This window comes from Stutzerimonas stutzeri KOS6, assembly GCF_000307775.2.
GTDB lineage: Bacteria > Pseudomonadota > Gammaproteobacteria > Pseudomonadales > Pseudomonadaceae > Stutzerimonas > Stutzerimonas stutzeri_B.
The window spans coordinates 1,246,737-1,265,985 of the sequence record NZ_KK020676.1 but is presented as its reverse complement, the minus strand read 5'-3'; the positions used below and the strand labels follow the sequence as shown (position 1 = coordinate 1,265,985).

Annotated in this window: 13 protein-coding genes and 1 tRNA gene; 3 read left to right on the top strand and 11 right to left on the bottom strand. The window is 60.9% G+C overall.

All coding sequences use genetic code 11. From position 1 onward, the window contains the following. Positions 1–269: 269 nt before the first annotated feature. The 5 genes from B597_RS33910 to gabD all read right to left on the bottom strand — a co-directional run bounded on the left by B597_RS33910 (position 270) and on the right by gabD (position 7,800). On the bottom strand, positions 270–1,412 hold the full coding sequence (locus B597_RS33910; RefSeq protein ID WP_003292713.1) for an acyl-CoA dehydrogenase family protein: 1,143 nt from the start codon (positions 1,410–1,412) through the stop codon (positions 270–272). A 12-nt stretch (positions 1,413–1,424) separates the two neighbouring features. Next, on the bottom strand, positions 1,425–2,621 hold the full coding sequence (locus B597_RS33905) for an acyl-CoA dehydrogenase family protein (protein WP_003292714.1): 1,197 nt from the start codon (positions 2,619–2,621) through the stop codon (positions 1,425–1,427). Positions 2,622–2,667: 46 nt separating this feature from the next. After that, positions 2,668–4,773, bottom strand: coding sequence for a 3-hydroxyacyl-CoA dehydrogenase NAD-binding domain-containing protein (locus B597_RS33900; RefSeq protein WP_003292715.1), 2,106 nt, complete (start codon positions 4,771–4,773; stop codon positions 2,668–2,670). Positions 4,774–5,003: 230 nt separating this feature from the next. After that, a complete protein-coding gene (locus B597_RS33895) occupies positions 5,004–6,206 on the bottom strand; it encodes an HDOD domain-containing protein (protein ID WP_003292716.1) in 1,203 nt (400 codons plus the stop codon). A 145-nt stretch (positions 6,207–6,351) separates the two neighbouring features. After that, on the bottom strand, positions 6,352–7,800 hold the full coding sequence (gabD, locus tag B597_RS33890; RefSeq protein WP_003292717.1) for an NADP-dependent succinate-semialdehyde dehydrogenase: 1,449 nt from the start codon (positions 7,798–7,800) through the stop codon (positions 6,352–6,354). A 321-nt stretch (positions 7,801–8,121) separates the two neighbouring features. On the opposite strand from gabD, the gene B597_RS33885 reads away from it, so the two are divergent. Then, positions 8,122–8,574: a c-type cytochrome gene (locus B597_RS33885; protein WP_003292718.1), complete on the top strand. Its 453-nt coding sequence runs from the start codon at positions 8,122–8,124 to the stop codon at positions 8,572–8,574. A 129-nt stretch (positions 8,575–8,703) separates the two neighbouring features. On the opposite strand, the gene B597_RS33880 is transcribed toward B597_RS33885, so the two are convergent. Then, a complete protein-coding gene (locus tag B597_RS33880) occupies positions 8,704–9,405 on the bottom strand; it encodes a cytochrome b/b6 domain-containing protein (protein ID WP_003292719.1) in 702 nt (233 codons plus the stop codon). A gap of 369 nt (positions 9,406–9,774) precedes the next feature. Here B597_RS33880 and B597_RS33875 point away from each other — a divergent pair. Continuing rightward, positions 9,775–9,851, top strand: a tRNA-Arg gene (locus B597_RS33875). A 374-nt stretch (positions 9,852–10,225) separates the two neighbouring features. Here the strand turns inward: B597_RS33875 and B597_RS33870 are convergent. From B597_RS33870 to B597_RS33860, 3 genes are read right to left on the bottom strand one after another with little or no spacing between them, the layout of a single operon-like run. Next, positions 10,226–10,831, bottom strand: a complete 606-nt coding sequence (locus B597_RS33870) for a hypothetical protein (protein WP_152028158.1) — start codon at positions 10,829–10,831, stop codon at positions 10,226–10,228. A 52-nt stretch (positions 10,832–10,883) separates the two neighbouring features. After that, complete coding sequence (locus B597_RS33865; protein WP_003292721.1) at positions 10,884–12,776, bottom strand: DUF7017 domain-containing protein; 1,893 nt, start codon at positions 12,774–12,776, stop codon at positions 10,884–10,886. Continuing rightward, positions 12,773–15,610 carry an ATP-dependent DNA helicase gene (locus tag B597_RS33860; protein WP_003292722.1) on the bottom strand — a complete coding sequence of 946 codons (2,838 nt, stop codon included), beginning with the start codon at positions 15,608–15,610 and terminating at the stop codon, positions 12,773–12,775. Before B597_RS33860 ends, B597_RS33865 begins: the two co-directional genes overlap by 4 nt. 273 nt (positions 15,611–15,883) lie before the next feature. Between B597_RS33860 and B597_RS33855 the strand changes: the two genes are divergently transcribed. Further along, positions 15,884–17,371 carry a glycosyltransferase family 9 protein gene (locus tag B597_RS33855; RefSeq protein WP_003292723.1) on the top strand — a complete coding sequence of 496 codons (1,488 nt, stop codon included), beginning with the start codon at positions 15,884–15,886 and terminating at the stop codon, positions 17,369–17,371. Here B597_RS33855 and B597_RS33850 read toward each other — a convergent pair. Beyond that, entirely contained in the window at positions 17,326–18,060 is a 735-nt protein-coding gene (locus tag B597_RS33850) for a glycosyltransferase family 32 protein (protein ID WP_024161956.1), read from the bottom strand. The two genes, B597_RS33855 and B597_RS33850, sit on opposite strands and share 46 nt — an antisense overlap. 62 nt (positions 18,061–18,122) lie before the next feature. Then, complete coding sequence (locus B597_RS33845) at positions 18,123–19,247, bottom strand: hypothetical protein (RefSeq protein ID WP_031323417.1); 1,125 nt, start codon at positions 19,245–19,247, stop codon at positions 18,123–18,125. Positions 19,248–19,249: the final 2 nt, after the last annotated feature.

The window sequence follows — 19,249 nt, the reverse complement described above, 5'->3', positions numbered from 1 at the left end:
TCGAATCACCCACAGCCGGTGCGATCACCGCCCACCGGATATAAAAGCTGTAACTTCGGCTGTTTGCACAGCAACCGCCTTTCTAAGCCGTAGGGTGGATCACGCTGCACCGATCCACCGGCTCGGTGCTGCTCGACCCGCGTGGATGTGAAAGGCGGCATCCACCCTACGAAGCTCGCGGAGGGCTGAAGCGGAGCGCCGCTCGCGAACCTGTCTCTGCAAAGCAAAACCGGGCCATGGGGCCCGGTCGCTGTGTTGCGATTGGCGGGTTATGCCACCTGCATCAGCTTCGCATAGGCCTTCAGATGATGGTCATCGTCGCCGAACTGGTGGGCGATCATCACCAGGCGCTTGGCGTGGTGGGCGAGGTTGTATTCCCAGGTCATGCCGATGCCGCCGTGCAGCTGGATCGCTTCCTCGGCCACCTTGCGCGCGGCGCGGGCGCAGATGTACTTGGCGGCGGCGATGATACGGCTGCGCTCGTCGTTGTCTTCGCCATCGGCAAAGGTCGCGGCGAGGATCGCCATGCTGGTGGCCTGCTCCAGTTCGGTCTGCATGTCGACCATGCGGTGCTGCAGGACCTGGAACTTGCCGATCGGCACGCCGAACTGCTTGCGCGTCTTCAGGTAGTCGAGGGTCAGCTTGCAGGCTTCGTCCATGCTGCCCAGGGCATCGGCACATTGCGCGGCGATGGCACGGCCCTGCTGGTAGCGCAGCGCCGGGAGCGCGTTGCCGACTTCGCCGAGCACGGCATCGGCACCGACCTGCACGTTTTCGAGGAACAGCTCGCAGCCCTTGCGCCCGTCGATGGTCGGGTAGACGCGGCGGCTCACGCCTTGCGCGTTCGGATCGACGAGGAACAGGCTGATGCCGGCTTCGTCGCGGCTGTCACCAGCAGTCCGTGCGGAGACGATGATCTGCCCGGCGCTATGCCCGCCGATGACCACGGCCTTGCGCCCGGACAGGCGATAGCCGCCATCGACCACCTCGGCACGGGTCTGCACGTCGTTGAGGTTGTAGTGGCTCTGCGGCTCCTCGAGGGCCACCGCCAGCTGCAGCGAGCCGGCCGCTACCTGCGGCAGCAGATCATCCTTTTGCGCGTCGCTGCCCAGCTGGCCGAGCAATCCGCCACCGAAGATCACCGATTGCAGATAGGGCTCCAGCGTCAGGCCACGGCCCAGCTCGGTCATCACCAGCATGGTTTCCACGCCACCGCCGCCAAAGCCGCCGATCTCTTCGGCGAACGGCACGGCGGTCAGGCCGAGCTCACCCAGCTGCGCCCAGAACTCGGCGGAGAAGCCCAGTTCCGACTCGCTGAATTTCTCGCGCTGCTCGAACGGATAGGCGTCGCGCACCAGACGCGCCGCGGTGTCTTGCAGCATTTGCTGCTCTTCAGTCAGTTTGAAGTCCATTGCGGTGCCCCCTTACAGCTCGAGAATCATCTTCGAGACGATGTTCTTCTGGATTTCGTTGGAGCCGCCGAAGATCGACAGCTTGCGCATGTTGAAGTAGTCGCCGGCCAGCGACGCGCTGTAGTCGGCGTGCAACAGCTCGCCGTCATAGTCCAGCTCAAGTTCCTCTTCCAGGAATGGCAGCGCGTAAGGCCCGATGACCTTGCGCAGCAGGTGGGTGATGGCCTGGCGGATCTCGGTGCCCTTGACCTTGAGAATCGAGGACTCCGCGCCCGGCACGCCGCCCTCCTTCGCCGCGGCGAGAATGCGCAGGGTGCTCATCTCGATGGCCATCAGCTGCATTTCCACTTCTGCCACCTGGGCACGGAACAGCGGGTCTTCGAGCATCGGCTTGCCATCACAGACTTCCTTCATGGCGATGCGCTTCAGATGCGCCAGCACCGCCTTGGAAGAGCCAATGCCGGCCAGACCTGTGCGCTCGTGGGTGAGCAGGTACTTGGCGCAGGTCCAGCCCTGGTTTTCCTCGCCGACCAGGTTTTCCACCGGCACACGGACGTTGTCGAAGAAGACTTCGTTGACCTCATGGTCACCGTCCAGGGTGATGATCGGCCGCACGCTGATGCCCGGCGTGTTCATGTCGATCAACAGGAAGCTGATGCCGCGCTGCTGCTGGGCCTCAGGGTCGGTACGCACCAGGCAGAAGATCATGTCGGCGTGCTGGCCGAGGGTAGTCCAGGTCTTCTGCCCATTGACCACGTAGTGGTCGCCGTCGCGTACGGCGCGGGTCTTGAGACTGGCGAGGTCGGAACCGGCACCCGGCTCGGAGTAGCCCTGGCACCACCAGTCCTCGCCGGAAAGGATGCGCGGCAGGTAGTAGTCCTTCTGCTGCTGGGTACCGAATTTGATGATCACCGGGGCGACCATGTTGACGCCGAAAGGCACCGCGCGCGGCGCACCGAAGGCGGCACACTCCTCGTCGAAGATGTGCTTTTCCACCGGGCCCCAGGTGGTGCCGCCAAGCTCCACCGGCCAGCCCGGCGCATACCAGCCGCGCTTGACCAGGATCTGCTGCCAGCGCTGGTGGTCCTGCTTTGACATGTGCTTGCCGAGCTTGACCTTGGCGGCGATGTCCGCCGGCAGCTCGCTTTTCAGGAAGGCACGCACTTCGTCGCGGAAGGCGAGCTCTTCGGCCGTGTAGTTGACGTTCATGGATAGGTCCTCGATGTCCGATCGGCAGATTGCAGGCGGGCGGCACTCATTGCCCGGCCTGCCATTCGGTGAAGGTGCGGCCTTCGGCGGCCAGTTTTTCCAGCAGCGGCGCCGGCTTCCACCAGTCGCCACAGCGTGCGTGCAGCTCCCTGACCCGCGCCAGCACCTTGTCCAGGCCGACGCTGTCGGCATAGAACATCGGGCCACCACGGAAAGCCGGGAAGCCGTAGCCGTTGAGGTAGATCACGTCGATATCGCTGGAGCGCTGGGCGATGCCCTCTTCGAGAATCTTGGCGCCCTCGTTGACCAGCGCGAAGATGGTCCGCTCGATGATGTACTGCTCCTCCAGTTCGCGCCGCTCGATGCCTTTTTCCCGCGAGGCCGCTTCGAGCATAGGCGCCAGCGCAGGGTTCTCCAGCGGCATGCGATTGCCCGGCTCGTAGCGGTAATAGCCGGCCCCGGTCTTCTGCCCCAGCATGCCGGCTTCGCAGAGCTTGTCCGAGACGGTGGGGAAATCCAGGTGCGCCGGCAGCGTCGCGCGCTGGCGCTTGCGGATCGCCTGGCCGATGTCCAGGCCGGACAGATCGCGCATCGCGAACGGCCCCATGGCCATGCCGAAGTTGCGCAGCGCAGCGTCGACCTGTTGTGGCGTGGCGCCCTCTTCCAGCAGGAATTCCGCTTCGCGGCCGTACTGGAAGACCATGCGGTTGCCAACGAAGCCGTCGCAGACGCCGACCACCACCGACACCTTCTTCAACTGCTTGCCAATGGCCATGGCGGTGGCCAGCACGTCGTCGCTGGTCTTCTCGCCGCGCACGACTTCGAGCAGGCGCATGACGTTGGCGGGGCTGAAGAAGTGCAGGCCGACCACGTCCTGAGGACGCTTGGTGAACGTGGCTATGGCGTTCAGATCCAGCGACGACGTGTTCGAGGCGAGAATCGCGCCGGGTTTGCACACGGCATCGAGCTGCTCGAAGACCTGCCGCTTGACGTCCATGTCCTCGAATACCGCTTCGACCACCACGTCGGCATCGGCAAGGGCACCGTAATCGGTGACGCCGGTGACCAGGCTCAGGCGTTTCTCCATGGCCTCCTCGGTCAGGCTGCCGCGCTTGACGCTCGCCGCGTAGGTATCGCGGGCACGCTGCAGGCCGCGCAGCAGGGCGTCTTCATTGATTTCCAGCAGCTTCACCGGCAAGCCGGCATTGGCGAAGCTCAGGGCGATGCCCACCCCCATGGTGCCGCCGCCAATCACCGCGGCGCTATTGATTGCGCGTGGCTTCACGTCGGCCGGCAAATCATTAATCTTGCTGGCCTGGCGCTCAGCGAAGAAGGAATGCACCAGCGCACCGCGCTGCGGCGAGTTCAGGCATTCGACGAACAGCTCTCGCTCACGCTTGAGGCCCTCGGCCAGCGGCAGCTTGACCGCGGCTTCGACGGCGGCGACGCAACGCAGCGGCGAGAACAGCCCCGGCATGCGCTTGGCCACCTCGGCATGCTTGGCGCGGATCAGCGCCTCGTTGTCAGCGCCCTCCAGGCCACGCGTCTGCTCGCCGCTGCGACGCGGCCCGCGGCCATCGTCGAGCAGGCGCCGCGCAAAACCAATGCCCGCCGCGGCCAGCTCCCCCTCGAACAGCTCGTCGATGATGGTGTGCTCGAGCGCCTCGGCAGCACTGATCGGCTGGCCGCTGACAATCATGTCCAGCGCCTTGGCCACCCCGGCCAGGCGCGGCAGTCGCTGGGTGCCACCAGCGCCTGGCAACAAACCCAGCTTCACTTCCGGCAGACCGACCTTGGCGTCTTTACGGGCAATGCGGTAATGACAGCCCAGCGCGACCTCCAGCCCGCCACCCAGGGCGGTGCCGTGGATCACCGCGACGCTCGGCTTGCTGCAGCTTTCGATGGTGTCGATCACCTCCGGCAGGCTCGGCGCCTGCGGCGGCTTGCCGAATTCCTTGATGTCAGCCCCTGCGATAAAGGTGCTGCCCTGGCAAATCAGGATCACGGCTCGAACCCGGGAATCGGTTTCGGCATCCTGAAAGGCTTGCAGCAGCCCTGCACGCACGGCGTGACCGAGGGCGTTGACCGGTGGGTTGCTGACCGTGATCAGGGCAATGTCGCCCTGAACTTCAAGCCGTACGACATCCGTCATGACTGGCCTCCGCTTTGAATTGCTTGATTGGATTTGTTAATTCACGGAATCATGTTTCGCACAGCAGAATAAAGGAGTCACGCTGCGCATGTCGATAGGATGGCGCCGTCGAGCGCAAATCCGGGCGATACCAGCGCAGGCGCGCCAATAGCGGCATTCCGCGGGACCGGCACGGCCTTGGGCAGCACTATCGATCAGACGAATATCGCGCCAAAGCCGGCGCGGCGGCATCAGCCTGGAAAGGCGTGACGCGGTGCCTCGTCGAGCAGGCCGGGATCCAGCCGCAGCAGGCGCACCGTACGCTCGCCCGCCAGGCTGGCCGGCGTGGCATCGCCAGGCAGTTCGATCAGCAACCGGGTCAGGTTGAGCACCAGCGCTTCACGACGCAGCACGCCGGCACCCAGAGCGTAATAGGCGCTGATCACTTCGCGCAGTTCCAGCGGCAGCGCCCATTGCGCGCGCAGCGCCGAACCGAAACCCGCAGCCCGCTCGTGCAGGCAGCGCTGCAGGTTCGACTCGTCCAGCGCACCACCGCTGTCGAGCCACTCCTGCAGGCTGCGCAGCAGCGCCAGCTCGCCGATGTTCTGCAGCAGGCCCGCGCTGAAGCAGAGCTCACTGTCCAGCTTCAACTGGCATGCCAGCCAGTTCGCCAGCCGAGCCGTACCCAGCGCCTGCGCACTGAGCTGCGCGGCCAATTCGGCAAGACGCGGCTCCGCCAGCCGGGCGTTGTGCTGCTGCGCCAGTTCGCTCACCAGCTGCAGACTTCGTGCGGCACCCAGCTGGCGTTGCGCCTGCGCCAGGCTCAGGCATGGCGTCGGCGGTTGCGCTGCGTTGCTGGCGACGCTGATCAGGCGGGCCGTTACCTGCGGATCGCAGATCAGCAATTGCTCCAGTTCGGCAAAATCCTGGTCGCCGCCCTGCAGACGCTGCAACGCCGTCAGTACGGCGTCCTGCAACGGCCCTCCCCGGTTATGCGGGCGCATGCGCTCGAGAAAACCGTCCAGGTCATCGGCTGCCGCAACGACCGGGGCACCGCCCCGGCCGGCCGAACGCGGCAACAGTCTGTCCAGCCGCTTGCGCAGATCGTCGAGATCATAGGGTTTACCGAGATAGCCCGCCGGAGCGAGCGGGAGCACGGCATGCACGCTGGCAATGTCGGTGCGCGAGCTGATCAGCACGCAGGGCAGCCGCTGGGTCGGTGCGTGTCGACGCAGCTCACGCAGCAGTTGGGGACCATCGAGGCCGTCCAGCTCACCGTCGATGATCAGCAGGCTGGGCACCTCACGCTTGCACTCGGCCAAGGCTGCATGACCGTCGGGCGCCGGCTGCACGCGCATGCCCGGGCGCAGTTCGCGAACCAGCTGGCAGAGCTGATCCGCCCGCCAGGGCTCGTTATAGGCGACCAGAACGAAGGAGACTTGGGGGATGCTCACTGCATGACTCGCTGGCGATTGCGCCGCAGCCTGGCGACGGCATGGTGGGCATGCGATACGTCCAGGAAGAAGGAACCGCGCCGCAGGGGGCGCGATTCTGCCTGCAGAAATGAGCGACAGCCAGCCTCTATGACTATCGTAGGGCTCAGATGCCCATGCACAGATACTTGATTTCCAGGTAGTCCTCGATTCCGTACTTGGAGCCTTCACGACCGAGGCCGGACGACTTGACCCCACCGAACGGCGCCACTTCGGTGGAAATCAGCCCGGTATTGATGCCAACCATGCCGTACTCCAGCGCTTCGGCAACGCGGAATACACGCCCCAGGTCGCGGGCGTAGAAATAGGAGGCCAGCCCGAACTCGGTGTCGTTGGCCTTGGCGATGGCCTCGGCCTCGTCCTTGAAGCGGAACAATGGCGCCAGCGGGCCGAAAGTCTCTTCCTTGGCCACCTTGGCACTGTCCGGTACGTTGACCAGTACGGTCGGCTCGAAATAGCTGCCGCCCATCGCATGTGCCTGGCCGCCTGCCACCAGACGCGCGCCCTGAGCAACGGCGTCCTCGATGTGCTCGCGGACCTTGGCGGCGGCACGCTCGTCGATCAGCGGACCGATATCCGTGCCATCCTCCAGGCCATTGCCGACCCGCAGCTTGGCCACCGCCGCCTGGAATTTCTCGGCAAAGGCCTCGTACACGCCGTCCTGCACGTAGATGCGGTTGACGCATACACAGGTCTGCCCGGCATTGCGGTACTTGGACTGCATGGCGCCCTTCACGGCCTCGTCCAGATCGGCGTCGTCGAAGACGATGAACGGCGCATTGCCACCCAGCTCCAGAGAAACCTTCTTGATCCCCGGCGCGCACTGCTCCATCAGCTTGGCGCCGACTTCGGTGGAACCGGTGAAGGAGATCTTGCGCACCTTGGGGTTGGCAGTCAGCTCGTTGCCGATGTCGCCGGCCGATCCGGTGACCACGCTGAGCACACCCTTGGGTATGCCGGCACGCTCGGCCAGCTCGACCATCGCCAGCGCCGAGAACGGCGTCTGCGAGGCCGGCTTGATCACCATGGTGCAGCCGGCCGCCAGCGCCGGACCGGCCTTGCGGGTGATCATCGCCGCCGGGAAGTTCCACGGGGTGATGGCCGCCGTCACACCGATCGGCTGCTTGATGACGATGATGCGCTTGTCCTTCTGGTGGCCGGGGATGGTGTCGCCATAGACGCGCTTGGCTTCCTCGGCGAACCACTCGATGAAGGAAGCGGCATAGGCGATCTCGCCCTTGGCTTCGGCCAGCGGCTTGCCCTGCTCGAGCGTCATCAGCCGGCCCAGGTCGTCCTGGTTCTCCATCATCAGCTCGAACCAGCGGCGCAGCTTCTGCGAACGTTCCTTGGCGGTCAGATCACGCCAGGCCGGCAGCGCGCGCTCGGCGGCATCGATGGCACGGCGGGTTTCCTCCGCGCCCATCTTCGGTACCGTGCCGAGCGTCTCGCCGGTCGCCGGGTTGTTCACGCTGATGGTCTGGCCGGTGTCGGCATCCACCCAGGCGCCATCGATATAGGCCTGCTGGCGGAACAGGGCGGTGTCTTTGAGTTGCATGGCAGCCTCCTCGGCATCAGTAGCGGCAAGCCCGCTGCAGAAAGTTTGGCGAACGCGACGATCATCTGAACCGTCCTTCGATGCCCGGTTCCGCCGCGCCACCCAGCTGGAAAGCGACCATGCTAGGACCGCAATTGCCTCGCGGGCAAGTTCATGACGCAGAACGTCGTCGCGCCATAGGCCAGCCTGATGGATTGCGTCGCAGTGACGCCTGTCACGCCTTGTTACCCAATCACGGCTGCCGGTCGCGGTATAGTCCGGGCTGGCGGCGCCAGCCGCCGACATCCATGGATTGTTGAGGAGTTACCCTTGAAAGCATTGATGACAGGCGCACTGGCCGCCATCCTGCTGGCCAGCACGGCCGCCCAGGCGCAACTGAAACCGGAAGAAATGGTGGAAACACGCCAGGCGGGCTACCAGTTCATGTCCTGGAACATGGGCAAGATCAAGGCCCAGGTCGTCGAAGGCAAGGAGCCCTATGACCAGGCCAAGGTGGCCGCCGCCGCCAATGCCATTGCCGCCATCGCCAACTCCGGCATGGGCAGCCTGTACAGCCCGGACACCACCACCGAGCAACTGGGCAAGGCGACTCGCCTGAAGCCGGAGTTCTTCCAGAACCTCGACGAAGCCGGGCAGATCGGCCGCAACTTCACCGCCGCCGCCAACCAGCTTGCCAAGGTCGCCGCAGAAGGCGATCAGGCCGCCATCAAGAAGGCCTTTGGTGATGTTGGCGGCAGCTGCAAGTCCTGCCACGACAAGTTCCGCGCCGACTGACTGACCACCCGAGGTCCGGCTGGGCCTGTATCGTAAGGCGGGCTTTAGCCAGCCAAGCGTGGTCCAAGCCGGGTGAACGCACGGTGGGCTGGCGCTCAAGCACGGCCGGCGAAGGTCCGCCGGCCGTGCTTACCAGTCGAGGCTCGGCGCCTCGGCAGCAGGCTCCGGCCTGGCCCAGTCGCCGACCGACTGTACGCCCCAGACACAGCCGGCTGCCAGTGTGATCGCCAGAGCAGCCGCTAACGTCGACCCACCTCGCGCGTCCTGCTGGCTTTCATGCGCACGCTGCGCCCGGCCCACGATCATCGCGCGCACCAGCGACCGACGCATGACCAGTGTGTAGTAGCCGATCGCCGCGATGTGCATGCCGATCAGCACCAGCAGCAACCACTTCGACTGCCGATGCAGGCCACTCAGCGCGCTGCCGGTTTCGCTGCTGACCAACGCATGGAGCGGGCCCTGGAAGGCGATGTCGTCGGTCGCCATCAACCCGCTGGCGACCTGGAAGCCCACCAGCAGCAGCATGGCCAGCACGGAGAACGCGCCCAACGGGTTGTGCCCGGCTTCGCGCCAGTTGCCCTGCAGATAGTCCTTCACGCCGACGGTCGCAGCGAAGATCCTCGCCCAGCGGGCGTAGGTCGAACCGACGAAGCCCCAGATCAGGCGAAACACCAGCAGGCCCAGCACCAGCAGTCCGAGTCGGCCATGCCAGGGCATCAGGTTGCCGCCGACCCAGCCCGTGACGACGGCTGCGATTACCGTGCCGGCGAACAGCCAGTGAAACAGCCGCAGCGGCGCATCCCAGAGTTTGATATGGCCCGACATCTCCATCCCCTCTCCATCCGAACATCCACGGCCCCGAGCCGCGACCCGCAAGGGTATCAGCCGAACCCGTCGCAGGCAGCAGCGAAAAGGCCGCACCCCGCCAGACAAAAGCCCAACCGCGCCAGCATGGACGCCCGCCAACGAGATGCGTATGATTGCGCCCCGCAACGCACTCGTAGCTCAGCTGGATAGAGTACTGCCCTCCGAAGGCAATACTCGTCGAGTTGAGAAGGGTGCAGGCTAGTGGTCAAATAGTTCGCCGCAACACATACGCACCTGTAGCTCAGCTGGATAGAGTATTGCCCTCCGAAGGCAATACTCATCGAGTTGAGAAGGGTGTTAGCTAATGGTCAAATAGGCCACCGCAACAATTACGCACCAGTAGCTCAGCTGGATAGAGTACCGCCCTCCGAAGGCGGGGGTCGTGGGTTCGAATCCCGCCTGGTGCGCCATATCTGTATGATTTAAAAGCCTTTTCCTACAGCTCTGCCGATCCAGATCCCGAATTGGCTAATCTCTCAAAATTGATCTCCATGCGGATACTCAGATTGTGGTGAGTACTGCCCGCAGCGCTCCTTTCCGACTCATTTTCGGGCTGTGCCAATTCTGTGCCTAAACCGTGCCTCAAAGTCTGGCCCCCTATTTTGCGAGCGGGGATTTTGAGTACTAGCATAAAGAGTTGCAGCCACAACGCTCTGTTCTGTTAAGCAAGGTTGCATGGTTCGGCCATTTGCCCGAGAACTGCTGGCCGGCTTTAGCCGTCCCTGCTGATGCGTTGAGCGCCGCCGGCCACCCTCTGGCAGCGCCGGCAGCGAAAAACACATGATCACTCGTGGAGATATGCCCAGCGCCCCAGCAGGGTTTTCGATTCGACCTGGTCGTAATTCTGCTTTGGTAAATAAACAAGTTGGTCCCAGTTCAAACCACTACCCGCTTTGAACAGCAGGGCCCATTGATTGCCATAGAAATCTTTGAGATCCGCCTCGCCCGTTACAATCTCAAGTGGCGGCAGTCTGCCTGGGATCGCCTCGACAAAATCAGGTACAAGTTGTTCCAAGCGCTCAGGTGGCTCTCCGGTTGCCTCAATGTAATGCTCTATCGCAGTGACCAAAACAGCAGCCCGCTCACCCGCCCGTTCATAACCTTCCATTCTCATTGCTGTTCCCGCCTGCAAACCTGCAAGGCCACCCAGAAGCACACCCAGCATGATGGCCGGGAAATACTCCCGCCACTTTCGGGTGACCAGCATAACCAGCAGCGCAACAAGCACGTGGATGACGGAATAAGCCACTACGAAGAAAACAACCACCTCCAGGCTGGTACGCCCCCACGGCGCGTAACCCAGAAAAGGCAGCGCCCCCATGATCAGACTTGGAGCGGCCGCAAGGGATGCTGCCTTGAAAAGGCCGGACTGCAGAATTTTCTTTCGCAATTATTCGTCAACTCTCAAAAGAGCCAGAAAAAGACCAACGAGTAGCCGCCTGCTACGGTTGGATGGAAATGGCCTTCCATCCCCAGCTTTCACGCTTCTTGTTGTAGGCCTGTACCGCTGTACCGGAAACCTGCTGACCGTCTTTGATCTCGCAGTGCTCCACCAACGCCGCCGGAATAAATATTTCGCCCGGGGTAAAGCCCATGCCGTTAGAGACGCGAACCGCCTCGGTGAAGTCTTTGCGTAACAAATCGCCTGGCACTTTTTTGCTCGCCTTTGCGGCAAGCACGCGGTATTGAGGACCACGCTTCGAAACGTAGCGAACAAGCTGCACCTCGATGGCATCGCCCTCGGCAAACGCACACGGCAATGCCGACATCGGGATCTCACCATTGATCTCCCGGCTGACGATATAGCGAATGGCCTGTTTGTCCTCATTCACCTGGTTCACAACTCCTAAAAGCTCGGGCGCGATATCCCACGCAGTTGCGCCAGTCCGGCGCTCCAACACAAACAGGTTGAAGCGCTGATTATCATCAAACTCACCCTTGACCCTGACGGCATCTCCGGCCGCAAGATTCATCCGCGCGACCTTTGACTCAGGAATCGACACCTCCGAGGGGATTGAGCCTGTTTTCAGGAAAACCTTGCGCTTGGGCTTGTTCTCTCTGCCCGGCACGACAAAGGTCTCGCCCAGGCAGGCATCAATCCAGAGCAGGTCATTGAACAGCAGCGCTTCAGCCGCCTTTGCATGAAGCCTGTAGTAGTCACTGTTGGATGCCTTGGCCTGCACCCCGGCAAACCAATCCTGCGCGGCAATGCTGGCAACAGCCTCGGGGATCTTATAACCCTCCTGCTCCTTGGCTCGAATAATGGCTTCGACTTCGTGCTTGGCTGCTGCATAGTCGTTGGCCTCCAGCATGCGCTCGGCGACTTCCAGGCGAATTTTCCCTGTGAACTTGTCTTCTGCCGGACAGGTCAGCGCCTTGCAGTAACAGCCCAGCGCAGCGTCCGGATCCTTCTGCGAGACAATGTCACCCAGCAGTCCCCAGGCCCAGTAGTCGTTTGACTTGGCCTTGGTCACTGCAATCCCGAAAGCCAGCGCCTCGTCATGCCGGCCCAGCGCGAGCAGCAGCTTGGCCTTGTTCAGCTTGAGAAATACATTGTCCGGAAAGCGCCCCATAGCACCATCAATGAAGGGCAGCATGTACGCCTGCCCGTCCGCATCATCGGCAGCAGCCGCTTCCTTGCCAGCCTGCTGGATGACTTTCTCAGCTAGTGACGGAAACTCCCTGCCATCCTCGGCGCGATAGCGCTCATAGTCGTCCTCGCGCAGATGCTGAAGATTCCAATGGCGGGAAAAGGCCAGCATTTTCAGCTTGTCCTGCCCGGCCAGCTTGGCGGCTAAGCGCAGTATGCGAGAGTGGAGCGAAGAGGGCTTTTCGATCGCCAGCTTGAGGTAGTCACTTAAATTACGCTTGGCCTCACCAACGTTGAAGTCCTCCCCGGCCATCAGTGCCTTGGTGTGCTGGTAAAGCTCCCAGCCGAAACTGGTCTGGATATCCTGATCGGCAGCGCCGTTCATCCATACCTTGCGGTAGATTGCAGCCGCTTGAGCGTGCTGCCCGCTCTTGCTGAGCGCCTTGGCCTCGCTGATCTGCTGCCCAAAGGGATTGCACAGCGAGAGCGTATGGCGAACGCCTTTACTCAGCACATCGTCAGCAGGATCGACAACAATGCTCTCCAGCTGACTGCGATAGTGCGGCAGGCTCTCCAACTGCCCATCCTTGACGTCACGCTTGATCAGGTCGATCAAGCACCAGGCAAATGCCTTGCGGTCCCATTCATCGGCCTGCGGCGCAGCCATCAACTCAAGCGCCATCGCGTAGGCTTCGTCGATTGCCCCTTCCCTGCGCTTGGCGAATACCTCCTTGTTGCTAATCATGCCTGCATACCTGCGGTAAGCAGTTGCCCGACCTCAGCGACCATAGTGCCCGGTGAGCACGCTGCGACCACGGGCTGGCATTTCGTGAACTGGTCTTTGCCGTTGTACCAGATGTCATAAACGGCCACAGCACCATCGCGGGTAAAGCTGTAGCGCTGGCACCACTGCTGCTCAACCACCTTTTGCAGCGTGATACCACTGTCCGCACACAGGTTCAGCACCTTGGCGTGAAACTCATTGAGGAACGGCTTGGCGAAATGAACATCGGCAACCCCTGCCGTCCCGCCATCCGCAAGCGGCAAGCCCTTGAGCGCGGCCAGCACAGCACTCAGTTCGCCGCTCAACTCGGAAAGATAAGGAGCCGCTACACCGGTAACCTTGCTCTTGCCGTTATAGGCAATGTCTATACGGGCAGACTCCCCATCACGGCTGAAGAGATATACCTCCTGGTACTGGTGATGGAGAACGTCCTCGATACTGATCCCCCGCCCGGCAATTAACCGACGTACCTCGGTCAGCAACGCGAGCAGCACTGTTGCACTGGCGGGGATGCCGAATGTTTCGTCCTGCGGCGCAGGGGCAACCGCTGCAAATGCTGGCGCTGCAACGCTGGGAGCAGGAGCCGGAGCCGGAGCCGGAGCCGGAGCCGCGGGCATGCTGGGCGCCGCGCCGAGCATCTCCAGCGCCGGATTGGCCACCATCTGAATACCACTCCACGGCTGGTGGTTCGGCGGATCGAGCAGATACAGGTGGTGCGCCGTGCGCGTAATCGCCGTGTAGAGCCAGCGGAAGTAGTCAGCCGTGAGCTGGCTTTGGTGGCTTTTGCATTTCACAAACACATGATTCCACTCACTGCCCTGCGCCTTGTGGCAGGTGATGGCGTAACCGAACTTGAGCCTCAAGGCATTGAAATACGGATCCGCCATCAGGGCGTCCTTGAACGCCTTAGTCCGCCTTGGCAAGTGCTTGTGGCGCATGCAGAAGTCGAGGTATAGCGCCTTGTTCTCATCTGACGAGAGCGTTGGCTCCTTGCTGTAAAGCAGATCCTCGATGATCTTGGCCGGGAAGAAATGCGCTGTGCCATCAAGGTCACGGAAGCCTGCCAGTACGTCCCTGAAGCGCAGCGGCACAACAATTTCCTCGACCACTGCAGTTTCGGGATTTCTCCGCCTCAGCTTGACGCTGCGCTCTTCAACCTCTCCGAGCACCTCACGAATCAGGCCGAAATCACCGTTCGAGATAAAGAATCCGTGCGCATTGCTATTGGCTACAGCCATCACCTTGTCTCCCGGCATCACCTGCGCGCAGCCGGGGAAGAAGTGTTCGCGAATTAGCCGATTGTAATCGCCCACGTCAGCGTTGGAGTGAGCAATGACGATGGACTCGCCGTTGATCTTGCCGCCACAGGAATCCAGATAACGCTGCAACAGCGCCTGATGTTCGACCTTCTCAACGTCCGGATAGGAGAGGTCCATGGTCAGGCGGTTGAACACCTTGCTCTGCAGTGACTGTCGCAGGGGCTGAGCATTGGCCAGAATGCCGCTCTGCGCTTTCTGCCGCACCACCTCAGACAGCTCGTATTCGCTGCAACGGACGCGATGATGACGCAACAGATACTCCGCATCCAGCGCCGGCGAAAAGCTCATGCCCACGGGAGGCAACTGCGCATCGTCACCGATGAAGATGACCTTCTTGCGGTGATCGTTATGGTCCAGATTGACGAACTCGAATAGGTCGGCAAGCAGATAGCCAGACCCGAAGCGGAAGAACTCCGCCTCCTGGTAGATATCCGCCACCATGGACGCCTCATCCACGATGTACACCGTATCCACAGAAAGCGTGTTCACCGCCAGCTTGGCGTAGAACTTGAAGGTCTCGGTACCCTCGGTGTCTGCATCGCGGTACTCGTCCATATCGTCAAACGCATAGAGAGTTTTGTGCAGGGTGTAAGCCGGCGACTGGGTTTTGCTGGCGATCACCTTCGCGGCCTTGCCGGTTGGCGCAGCCAGTACATAGTTGCGGCCAATCGCCCGGAAATATTCGGTCAGCCCCTTGGTGATAAAGGTTTTACCGGTACCGGCGTAGCCCTTGAGGAGGAAGACGTTCTGCGTATTGCTGGCGAGGAAATGCTCGAGCTGATTGACCAGCTCCGTCTGGCCGCTGGTCAGCGTATAACCGGCAAAGGCATCGTGAATGCTGAGATGCCGGCGCGTGTTCGCGGCGCTGAAATCGATGCTACCCAAGGCATGAGCCGAGGCGCACTTGAAATCATCCAGCCTGGCCTGATCAGGTGTTGGGGTTATTGACGCAGCTACAGCCTGAGAGTCTTTCTCTGCAGCTTCCAGGCGGCTCAACTCGTCTTTCGCTAAGGCCAACTGCTCGGCAGGGTCTTCTGCAGGGCCGCCCTGCTCCGAGGCTTCTACAGGAGCCGTGAAAGGCGGATAGGTGTCGGCAGACTCACCGCTGTAGGTCTTGAAGAACCACTGGCCGATCAAATACGCATCCCAAATCAGGGCAAGCGAGACGCTGGCGTCGATTAAACTGCCATGGGCGGCTTTATTGCCGATCATCCGCAGGGCGTGCAGCTTCTGCAGCACGATGTCGCCAACTACCTCCTGAAAGGCAGGATATTTGAGCTTCTCGAAGAACCCATCGGACGGTTCACTGGGCAGGCTCAAATCTCTGTAGAGAACGCCAACCAGAACCTCTGCAAAGCAGCGGAGTTTTATGACAGCAGTGTGCGGGTCGGCAAACACATAGCGCTCAGCAAGCGAGGCGTGAATATACAGCTCGGGCCAGCGAGACTTCAGCGGGGCAAAATTATCAGAAACCATTCATTATCCTTACGCGACCAGGCGGCCCCCTTACGAACCATCGATTCCTTTACTAGCAGAGTGCCTTATAGCGCCCTTTAGCAGACTGACGAAAGTCAAATGGCTACTCAATCACTGGCCGTCATTTGCCCTTTCAACGGCGAATGCTCGAGGCCAAGCCTGTTTTGATAGGCAAACACTCAGCTCTGCTTTAGTGTCTATGCGGCCCCGTGGAAAATTGAGCCTGCAAAAATGTCATTTGTGCGAAACGCATCTAGAGCATGCATGCGTGTGATGTTTCGCTTACTGGTCGATAGGTCGCTGCAGCCCAGGCCTACGGAAGGAAACCTGCACATTCTTATCCCTCGTTGGGATGCCAAGCTGGGCGACTCTATCGTTTCATCCTTCTTCTTTCGAGAGGCTCGCAAACTCAATGCCCGCGTGACCGTTCTGACGGTCGTTGAGCTTGCCCAGATGCACGCGCAGGACTTTGGCGTGGATCAAGTCGTGATTACGAACGCCAATCCTGGAGTACTCGAACTTCGCCGCCTAGCGCAGCAGCTTGGACAGGTGGATGTTGTGGTGCATCTGGTAGGGAGAATCCAGCCTGCGGAGATCCTGTTTTTGCGATTGCTGCACCCGGCCCGCGTGTACTCCCTCGATGACCGTTTGCGCTGTGTCAATCGCAAGTTCGGTGAAGCAACTGCCGGTCTCGACATGGCCGAGCGCTACCGATGCGTGCTTATTGACTTGGGTGCACGCATGGTCGATAGGAAGTACATCGTTCCCCTTCCTGACACGATGCCGAGCGCCACCTCAGCCCGGGAAATCCTATTCAACCCCTACGCCAGCCGCACAGATAAAAGCTTGGCCTTCGACCGATCCGTGAGCGTGCTGAACGCCATCGCCGACACTTATCCAACTCGGTCTATCGGAATCCTATACAGCCCCGTGACACGAGCAGATGCGCTGCGCATGGAAGTCGCGGTGGCTAGACAAAACGTGCGCGTCGTCCATGGACTGGCATCCCCTAAGGATGCCGCCGGGCACATACGCTGCGCACAGGTCGTGGTCAGTGTCGACACGGCAATCGTTCACATGGCGGTCGGCCTAGAAACAAAGCTGGTGGCAATCTACCCAGCCATGGCTGAACAAGCTAACCCGTGGCTGCCCCCACCTTCTCCTTTAACTCGGGTCGTCTATAGCCTGCAACACACTGATCAGGTTCGGCGCACCGGCAAGAGGGACATGAATGCGTTCTCAATAGAGGCTCTGTTGGAAAACCTTCATCAATTGTTGGCCACTACACCCGAAACTGAGCAGCTCCATTCGATCAGAGCGCGGTTAGTACCTGGTCTGGGCGTCGCACAGGGAACCCTCGCCCGTCAGTTACCCCTGATCAGCAAGGACTTCCCCGAGGTCGCTGACTGTCACCCTGGGACCATAAACTTGGAGCTCGAATGTCCTCTCGAAGTGACGCAGCCCGATCATCGCACTGCTCCGCTCGCCTGGACTCCGAGCGGACGGACGACTGAAGTATTCGACCTGGTACGCGTTGAGCTCGAGTTCGGCCCACCACCAACGCGCGTGCCCGCATGGTTGTACGTTGCCCACGCATCCCCTCACCGTGGCACACCGACCGTCCATGAGGTGATAACTCAGCAGTTAAACCTGAGTGAGGTCAGTGAGTGCCAAATTCATCTGCGCGCAAGCGCAGTAACACTGACACTCACACATCAACAAACGGTGCCCATCAGCCGCTCGCTCTCTCCTATCCAATAGCCACGATCAGCCTCTATGTGCAGGAACAAATTGGCCAGCAAGGTACCGCCAGAGAGAAACTCTTCAACAGATTCTATACGCGTGGACGTACGCCGGAAGTAGGTGTTGTAGAGTTTGAGTATGGCAGTATCTCTCACTAGAAAGTCTACAACGCTGACATCCCGACGACGCATCACCTCACAGCTTGCGAAGTTGTACCTTGGACGGTAGCCGGGGTCGACGATATCTCCGGCTATAGGCACTACTTCGTCACCAAATTGATCCACGATGTCCTTGATACGCCCAGGATTACCCCAAGCATGGGCGCCTGCCTCAAGCCCAGTAGCCAATGCGCGGGCAAGAAGTGGGTTTCCTGGTTGGGACGCAAAAATACATTCGTCATACCAATGCAGCTTATGACTGAGGCCTGCCGGAAACAGTAAGCTAGTTGGATCGCACAATAACAATGTGTCTGCATCCACCCACGCACCTCCATATCGATGGACGAAGGCCATGCGAATGAAGTCGCTCCTGGCAACTATGGCCTCGATCCCCTCCGCTAGAGTAAATGGCAACGGTTCAAAGGCCCAAGGTTTATCAAGGATTCGAGGGGCGATCAGGTCCTGGACCGTCCGCGGTGTAAGCAATTGAAAGCGCTCACCCAGGGCTCTACGCATCGAGACCAATGCCAGCGCGACATAGGCTGGCATGACCTGCCCAGGGGCATTTTCCCAATAGCTCACATATCGAACGGAACTATGAAGGCAGCTGTTCACGGGTGAATCGCCATGCCATTGGTACTTAGCAACCCGACATTCGTCAGGTACTCCCTCAGCAACGCCATTGAAGGAGCGCATTGTGGCTGACCTAGAAACTCGTTACCCAAGGCAGACTTGTAGAGGCGCAGCCAGGTCAGCGCAGGCACCTTCGGCAGGAAGGTGGCGAGCGACTCTCGGTTTCCCTCCCCGAACAACAGGCGCAGGGTGCGCAGGATTGGTTGGTAGTCCCGCGCAGACAACAGCTCCGCAACGGTATCGTCCAGCCGTTGCTCGATCACCACACTATTCAGCCGATCCTCAACCGAGGCGTCGCCCAGCGCCACCCGAGGGTCGATCGCCACGGGATAGATTGCGCGGAACGACTTTGCACCGTTACGCATGGATTCATAAAGCAGTTTGTCGGCAGTAGATCCGGTAACCAACACATCGTCGCCGAAGATCACATGCACACCGCTCCAACGATAGAAATTTTCAGCCGGAATGACATGGTCCTGGACCAGATTGACGCGCTCCCGCTCCTCGGTGCTGAGGCTGGCGTAGTCCTCGCAGGGCGGCGCAATCCTGGGCAGCTTGACGTTGATGATGGTCGGCAACGCCATATGCGCCAATTTGACGTTGACCTCCTCTACCACGATCTCATAGAGCACGTTCGCCGTGGACGGCACGTTGCGCCAACCAGTGGTCATCATCACCACGTTGTCACCACAGACCTTGGCGTTCTGGAACAGGTATGACCATTGCGAGTCTGGCCTATCCAGCTCGCCACTGAGGTAGTCGATCAGTTGTCTTGCGAGATACCGGATGTCATGCACACCGCCGTATTTTGCACGGCTGTAGATCCCAGCCAGCGCTGTGGCATCGCTGCCCGAGGCCATGTCGCGGAACAACCCCGACTCGGCAGGTGTAAGGCAGTGCAGGGCAGTACCGCCAAAAATCGAAACATACTCGGTCATGCTGATCAGGTCACGTGCAAACAGGTCGGCTGCGAAAGCGCGGAAACCAGTTTTCACATCATCAGCACAGGGCTGAGCGGAAGCCTGACGAAACATCGCCAACTGGACATCAACCGGGCTATTAAGTACCTCGGACCATAGCGCGGAATATCCGGGGGAAATCATGT

Bases quoted from the DNA above. Each gene is read 5' to 3' on its own strand.
- B597_RS33905 (WP_003292714.1), bottom strand. From the start codon at position 2,621: ATGAACGTCAACTACACGGCCGAAGAGCTCGCCTTCCGCGACGAAGTG.
- B597_RS33900 (WP_003292715.1), bottom strand. From the start codon at position 4,773: ATGACGGATGTCGTACGGCTTGAAGTTCAGGGCGACATTGCCCTGATC.
- B597_RS33860 (WP_003292722.1), bottom strand. From the start codon at position 15,610: ATGGTTTCTGATAATTTTGCCCCGCTGAAGTCTCGCTGGCCCGAGCTG.
- B597_RS33845 (WP_031323417.1), bottom strand. From the start codon at position 19,247: ATGATTTCCCCCGGATATTCCGCGCTATGGTCCGAGGTACTTAATAGC.
- B597_RS33885 (WP_003292718.1), top strand. From the start codon at position 8,122: ATGACAGGCGCACTGGCCGCCATCCTGCTGGCCAGCACGGCCGCCCAG.
- B597_RS33910 (WP_003292713.1), bottom strand. From the start codon at position 1,412: ATGGACTTCAAACTGACTGAAGAGCAGCAAATGCTGCAAGACACCGCG.
- B597_RS33850 (WP_024161956.1), bottom strand. From the start codon at position 18,060: ATGCCAGCCTATGTCGCGCTGGCATTGGTCTCGATGCGTAGAGCCCTG.
- B597_RS33865 (WP_003292721.1), bottom strand. From the start codon at position 12,776: ATGATTAGCAACAAGGAGGTATTCGCCAAGCGCAGGGAAGGGGCAATC.
- gabD (WP_003292717.1), bottom strand. From the start codon at position 7,800: ATGCAACTCAAAGACACCGCCCTGTTCCGCCAGCAGGCCTATATCGAT.
- B597_RS33880 (WP_003292719.1), bottom strand. From the start codon at position 9,405: ATGGAGATGTCGGGCCATATCAAACTCTGGGATGCGCCGCTGCGGCTG.
- B597_RS33855 (WP_003292723.1), top strand. From the start codon at position 15,884: ATGTTTCGCTTACTGGTCGATAGGTCGCTGCAGCCCAGGCCTACGGAA.